General features: G+C 65.5%; 6 protein-coding genes. 1 reads left to right on the forward strand and 5 read right to left on the reverse strand.

The features are described from left to right. The first annotated feature begins 3 nt into the window (after window positions 1-3). A complete protein-coding gene (locus tag MXD61_RS09140) occupies window positions 4-486 on the forward strand; it encodes a hypothetical protein (RefSeq protein WP_248812406.1) in 483 nt (160 codons plus the stop codon). Between the two features lie 113 nt (window positions 487-599). On the opposite strand, the gene MXD61_RS09145 is transcribed toward MXD61_RS09140, so the two are convergent. The 5 genes from MXD61_RS09145 to MXD61_RS09165 form a co-directional block, all read right to left on the reverse strand. Beyond that, window positions 600-1,370 (reverse strand): NAD(P)-binding protein, encoded by a 771-nt coding sequence (locus MXD61_RS09145; protein ID WP_248812407.1) that lies wholly within the window; start codon window positions 1,368-1,370, stop codon window positions 600-602. 81 nt (window positions 1,371-1,451) lie between these two features. After that, on the reverse strand, window positions 1,452-2,258 hold the full coding sequence (locus MXD61_RS09150) for a TylF/MycF/NovP-related O-methyltransferase (RefSeq protein WP_248812408.1): 807 nt from the start codon (window positions 2,256-2,258) through the stop codon (window positions 1,452-1,454). A gap of 491 nt (window positions 2,259-2,749) precedes the next feature. Continuing rightward, a complete protein-coding gene (locus MXD61_RS09155) occupies window positions 2,750-3,073 on the reverse strand; it encodes a hypothetical protein (RefSeq protein ID WP_248812409.1) in 324 nt (107 codons plus the stop codon). A gap of 667 nt (window positions 3,074-3,740) precedes the next feature. Next, entirely contained in the window at window positions 3,741-4,214 is a 474-nt protein-coding gene (locus MXD61_RS09160) for a hypothetical protein (protein ID WP_248812410.1), read from the reverse strand. 9 nt (window positions 4,215-4,223) lie between these two features. Then, complete coding sequence (locus MXD61_RS09165) at window positions 4,224-5,984, reverse strand: RHS repeat-associated core domain-containing protein (protein ID WP_248812411.1); 1,761 nt, start codon at window positions 5,982-5,984, stop codon at window positions 4,224-4,226. Window positions 5,985-6,237 lie beyond the last annotated feature (253 nt).

The following is a 6,237-nucleotide window of genomic DNA, read 5'->3' on the forward strand; positions in this document are numbered from 1 at the left end:
GAGATGGTAGAAGAACCCGGGCTCACACCGCCCTTTGACCGGCTACCTTTCATCGACGAACACATGTCCCACGTGTCGGCGCCGGCCGAGGCGGTCTGGGCGGTGCTGACCCGGACCGTCCAGACCCGTCTGCGCATCAGGGCACCGATGGCCCGGCTGCTTGGTTCGGAGCCGTCCCGGGCCAGTGGAACGCTGCCCGAACCGGGGTCCGCCGTGCCCGGCTGGACCGTCGCCGACGCGGTCGCGGGTCACCGGCTGGTACTCACCGGGCGGCACCGGTTCTCGCGCTACGCCCTGATCTTCGTGCTGGCGGACGCGCCCGGCGGCAGCACCCTGCGGGTCAGGACACTCGCTGAGTTCCCCGGGCCGGGCGGCCGGATCTACCGGACGCTGGTGATCGGCTCGGGCGGCCACCGCCGGGTGGTGGGCGGGCTGGTGCGCTCGTTGGCCACGAAGGCGGCGAGCCCGTCCGCCGCCAGTCGCTGACGTCTCGCATCGGAGCCAGCGGGGCCGGCAGGGCCGGCGGCGGGCTGGCGGGTCGCGGTCAGGACATACGCAGCTCGTTGTTCTCGATGGGCTGGTGGCGCAGCAGGCGGACGTCACCGAGATAGTCGGTGGATGTTCGCCACGGGGCGCGGTCGCCCTGGCGGGGTAGCGCGGGCATAACCCGCGTCAGGTAGCCGGCGGCCAGGTCCAGGAAGGGGCGGGTGGCCAGCGGCGGGTGGCCAGCGGCGGGTGGCCAGCGGCGGGTCACCGACCTCGGGGCGGGCGGTGGTATGGCCGTGGGCGTCCATGTGGGTGAGCAGGCGGGACAGGTACTCCCCGGCCAGGCCGATCCTGAGGGTCCACGACGCGTGCGTGTAGCCGACCAGGTAGGCGAGGTTCGGGACGCCGGAGAGCAGCAGACCCTTGTAGACGACCGTGTCCGCCAGGTTCACGGGGGTGTCGTCCACGGTGACGCGCACATCGCCGAGGGCCTCGACGTTCAGGCCCGTCGCCGTGACGATGATGTCCGCCGCCAGACGCTCACCGGAGGCGAGCAGCAGCCCGTCCTCGGTAAACGTGGCGACGGTGTCGGTGCGGACCGAGGCGGTGCCGCGGCTGACCGCGGCGAACAGGTCGCCGCCGGGAAACGCTGACAGAGAGGATCTCCGCGCCGTCGGCGAGCCGGGCCTCGCCCGCCACGGGGCGAACGCGTAGCCGAACGTGTGCATGTCGGTGTCGGCACGCACCCCCGGATACCGGAACAGATCCCAGGTGCCGCCGAGGGTGTCACGCGCCTCCAGGATCGCGATACGCCGCCCCGGATGATCCCGCCGTAGATGACAGGCCGCGCCGAGGCCGGAAACCCCCGCCCCGACAATCAGCACATCGAGATGTTCCGGTGCCTGGCTCGGTTTTGTCGCCCCGTCCGTTTCCACGCCCACCGCGCGGACCCTACCCGGCGGACGTCACCGGGTGGGGACGATGCCGATCGCGCCACCTTCCGGGCCAAGGCGGTTGAGCAGCAACGGGAGGGCGTGTTCGGCCACGTATTCGTCAACGGCCTGCTGGGCGCCTTTCCACCAGCCGTAGTCGTCGACGATGAGGACGCCGCTGGGGGTCGTACGCGGGTAGAGATGCTCCATCTCGTGGCGGGTCGACTCGTACCAGTCGGTATCCAGCCGCAGCAGGGCGATCCGCTCCGGCGCGTGTTCGGGAACGGTGTCCTCCACCTTTCCCTGGACGAAATGCACCCGCTCGGGTGGATAACCGATCCGGGCGACGTTCTCCCGTACCTGGTCAAGGGAGACGACGCACCAGGCCGAAGCGGCCTGGGCGCGATCGGAACGGGCAAGCAGACCGGCGGCGGTCTGCCCGTCGGGCGCGACATCGAGATCGGTCGGCGCGGACATACCCTCGAAGGTGTCAAACAGGTAGAGCCGCCGTGAGGTGTCGCCGAGCTGCAGCAGCGTGCGCGCCGCCGCCATCGTCGAACCGCCCGCCCACACCCCGCATTCGACGATGTCACCGGGAATCCGGTTCCGCACGACATACCGGATGCCCTGGATGAGCCCGAAGACCTTCGCCTGGTCGGTGAGCGTGAACGGTGCCGACTCGCGGATCGTCGCGAGCGCCTCGGCATCCATCCCCGCCGGCACCTCCCAGCCCGGTTTACGCGTCACCTCGAACCCGGCGCGTCCCGCCGCCCGCCGCAGGCCGTCCTTGATGACCCGCCTGTTCACCAGCTTCCTGCTCACGAACTGCCTGGTGGCCATGCCTGCCTCCCCGTCCGGCAACCCGGCGACGCCGCCTACCGGTCGCATCACACCCCGGTGGTGCCGGTTCCTGATATCGCTGCATCCACGCTCCTGGGTAAGAAGGGTCTCACGTGGAGCGCACAGTTCGATCGCGCAAAGGCAGCGAGTCGCTGCTGAGAGCCAACCTGGCGCACCTCTCCACCCCAGCGGCGCCGAGTCCACCGCCGACCAGGTTCGGGCCGATCTACGCCGATACCAGGCCGGGAGCCGCCGCCTCGCCCGCGAGAACACCGAGTTTCGGCGCGCTCTCGATCTGCCCCATGCCACCACGACACCAACTGCTGGCAACCGGCCTGCCCACGGCAGTGGAGTAGCTGGATGCAGGCACACGATCCCGGACGTCAGGCGGCGACCGGCATGACACGTCGTGACCAAAATGGGTTTGCAATCCGGAACAATCCCGGTCTATCGATTAATATGTTCCTTCTGTCGCACACCGGACTGTACCGTCACAGCCCGCGTAGCCAGCTCTCGTCCGAATACTCCGGCGGGAGCACATCTTCGGCGGGGTCGAACCCTCTCCGCTCCAGGGAGCCGAACCAGTCGTCGCGGGCGGAATCAGGCAGCCGGGTACCACACCAGGGGCAGTGCAGGATCATGATGGAGGAGTCGCCCCCGTCATGGATTCTGAGACCGTACTCCTGGAACTTCGGCACGAAGCAGACAAGAGCATCCGGACAGTCCTGCGGCTCCACATGACCGTCTTCACACCGAAAGGTAACCTGGTCATGCAACCCGGCGCAGCAATGTGGACCATCGAGGCCGATCGGCACCGTTGCCATCCTCCTGGAAGTCATCCTGGGTCATAACTCCCCACCATCATCGCAGACCAGAGTAGGTGCGGTGGGACTGTAGGAAAAACGCCTCTGATGCACTTTCGGTGGTGGCAAATCGCTGTCCTTGATGCGACTTGACACCGGGAATCGACTGGCCACTTGCCGAGTAGAGGACACCGCCGTTGCCTACGGTTCGGTGCACCGAACCGTAGGTGTCCGCCACCCCGTCCGCGGTGCAGGCGGGTTCAGGTGTCCAGAAACTGGGAGCGGGTTGCCGACGTCGGCATCACCTTGAACTGAAGTTCGAAGTTGCGAGTGTGGTGGCGATCGCAGTGTGGCCTGCGAGGCGAAATACCACGAGGGTAAGGATATGCAGGCCGTCTGGACCGGTGCGGGCGCGACGACAGCACTCGTCATAGACGATACTGGCGACCCGGCACGGTCGGTTACTGCGCAGTCCCGGCACATTTCTGCGCCGGGACCCTTCGGATCCGTACATGCTATTCGTCGCAGCGAACCGCTCAAGTGCTCCCTGGGAGCACACGGGTTCCTGTTGCACCGGTCCGGGCTGGCCGAGTCACATCTTCACAGCGACGGGTCCATTAATACCCCAACCTCCGAGGAAGGCAAAATGGTCCGATTATTTATTTCACGCTCAACATCCTCAGGATTCCAAAAATATTTCGCGAAAAGTCCGCGATGCATCAATAAATTCAATGGATTGAATCTTTCCATGGCCGATTGATATCACTACAGGGCAGTGTCGGAAATTTTTTACGACGACTCGATCGGCAAACGGACTCTCAGCAAGATCGATCTTCACGGAAATTTTTCCTTCTTCAAGTCGTCGAGAAATTTGGATATCCATAGAAGGCTTCAACCCTGATCTTTCGACATACCCTGACATATCGATTTTCGGTATTTTTTGCAGAAAATCGCTGTCCATGGCCGCCGAAGCTCCGAGTATCTCGATACCCGCAACGAGACCGCCCTCGTCAAGGTGCGCGATTAACTCGAACTCTCCTCTCTTAATATAGATCGAAAAACTCTCGACCAAAGCACCCTTGAGGTCATCACCCGGAACAAGGCCGACAAAAACGGCATCGGCATGTGGATCCCACGTTGCCTGCACCATCATGCTGTCATTTTACCTTCTTCCTCGCCTACGAGTATTCGCACCCCGCCCCGCCGATCCTTCGTTACGCCCTGTCGATATAACCTCACCATTTTCGTTCACTACGACCCAGATATTTCCTCCAACATATTTTTTTGTTCCCGCACTGTTTCCTGGCCGAGCTCGACTGCGCATTGCCTGCTCGACCATGTCATCGGATATTCCATACCGTTCCGCCTGTTCGAGGCCATGCTTCGTCCAGCCGACGCGGGATATCACAGCTCCCCTGCGCCTGTGATATGACTTTCCGATCTTATAGGTTAGATATCCCCCAATGACGACGACTGCAGCCCAGCCGAGAGGATTCCATGCGTCGGCCGCAGCAAACCCAACCAGGCCGGCGACCAGCGCGAAACGCCCGTCGAGATCGAGGCCATTGTAGGGGTCCTGGTGGGCGTAGTCGTAGGGGTTGTCGGAGCCGCCGGGGACGGGGTCGGTCTGGAGGAAGCGGCCGGTGGTGGGGTTGTAGAGGCGGGCTCCCATGAGGATGACACCGGAAAGGGTGTCGTGGGAGCGTTCCTTCGCGCCGAGCCAGCCGTAGCGGGGGTAAGCGGTCGCCGGGTCATACGGTTTGCCGAACTCGTTGGTTTCCTGGAACGAGCTCGTCGACGTCGCCGCCGTGGTGTCGGGGACGGTGGCGACGATGTCGCCGTGGATGTCAGCGAGGTGGAGGGTGACGGTGCCGGTGTTGTCCTGGGTGGCGGCGAGGTCGGTGCCGATGCCGTGGATGTTGCGGGTCCAGGCGGCGCCGGTGGCGATCCAGGCGGGGCTGTCGCCGGCGCTGTCGGTGTAGTGGTTGGTCGAGGTGGTGGAACCCTGGGTCCAGGAGCGGATGCGGCGGGCCGGGTCCAGCGCGTAGCTGCGGGTGGTCGAGCCCTGGGTTTCGGAGGCGACCATGTCGTCCGCGGCGTAGTCGAGGGTCAGTGCGGTGCCGCCGATGTCGGCGGCGGGGACGGTGGTGGTGCGGCCGAACTTGTCGTAGGCGTAGCCGGTGTCGGTCTGTCGGTCGGCCTGGTCGTAGCTGTGAGTGAGGGTGTAGGTGGGAGTGGTGGAGGTGCTGCAGGTGGCGCCGGGGCTGTTGGTGCCGGCGTCGGGGTAGGAGACCTCCTGGGTGCGGTTGGAGTCGGCGTCGTAGACGTAGCGGCGTGAGGTGCAGGTCTGGGTGCTGCCGCTGGCGCGGACGTCACGGGCCAGGGTGAGCCGGCCGGAGGTGTCGTAGAGGTACTCGATGCCCTGGTTCGGCGTGCCGACGATGCGGCCCTGGCCGTTGATGTTGTCGATCTCGCTGTAGCCGAGCCAGGTCGTGCCGCTCTTGGCGTAGGTCAGGGCGGTGGGGCTGGCGGTGTTGTCGTACTGGCGGGTGGCGACGAGGCCGTTCGGATACGTCTCGGTCGCGAGCGTGGCGTCACCGTTGTAGGTGGCGGTGAACGTCGACGGTGCCGAGCCCGCGCCGACGGTCAGGCTGGTGATCAGGCCGCGGTGTTCGGTGGCGCCGTCGTAGGTGTAGGTGTAGCTGCCCTTGCCGTCGTTGGCGGTGGCGGGCTGGCCATCAATGTCGTAGGTGGTGGCGGTGTTGCCGTCGACGTCGGTCTGCGAGGTGACCTGACCCCAGGTGTCGTAACCGGTGGTCAGAGTGATGCCGCTGGCGGTCGTCGTGGTCGGCAGGGCGTTGTCCGGGCTGTACCCGTAGGTTGTGGTCGGGACGGTGGCACCGCCATCGGCCGCGGGGCTCACCGCGAGGGCGGCGGAGGTTCTGCGGCCGGCCGCGTCGTAGGCGGTGGTCGTCGTCCTGGTCGTGGAACCGACCGTCTCGATCGCGGTCAGTGGCTCGTTGAGGTTGTTGTAGGTGTAGGTCGTGACCGGCAGCGCGGTGCCCGAACTCGGTTGCGCCGCGGGGCCTTCCGAGCAGACTAGTGCAGCGCCTCAGTAGTTCCTTTCCGGCGCCTGGTCACGGTGAGTGATGTCAAGCGGCGGCCGGTAGGGCGTT

Origin of the sequence: Frankia sp. AgPm24, assembly GCF_023243055.1 — a bacterium.
GTDB lineage: Bacteria > Actinomycetota > Actinomycetes > Frankiales > Frankiaceae > Frankia > Frankia umida.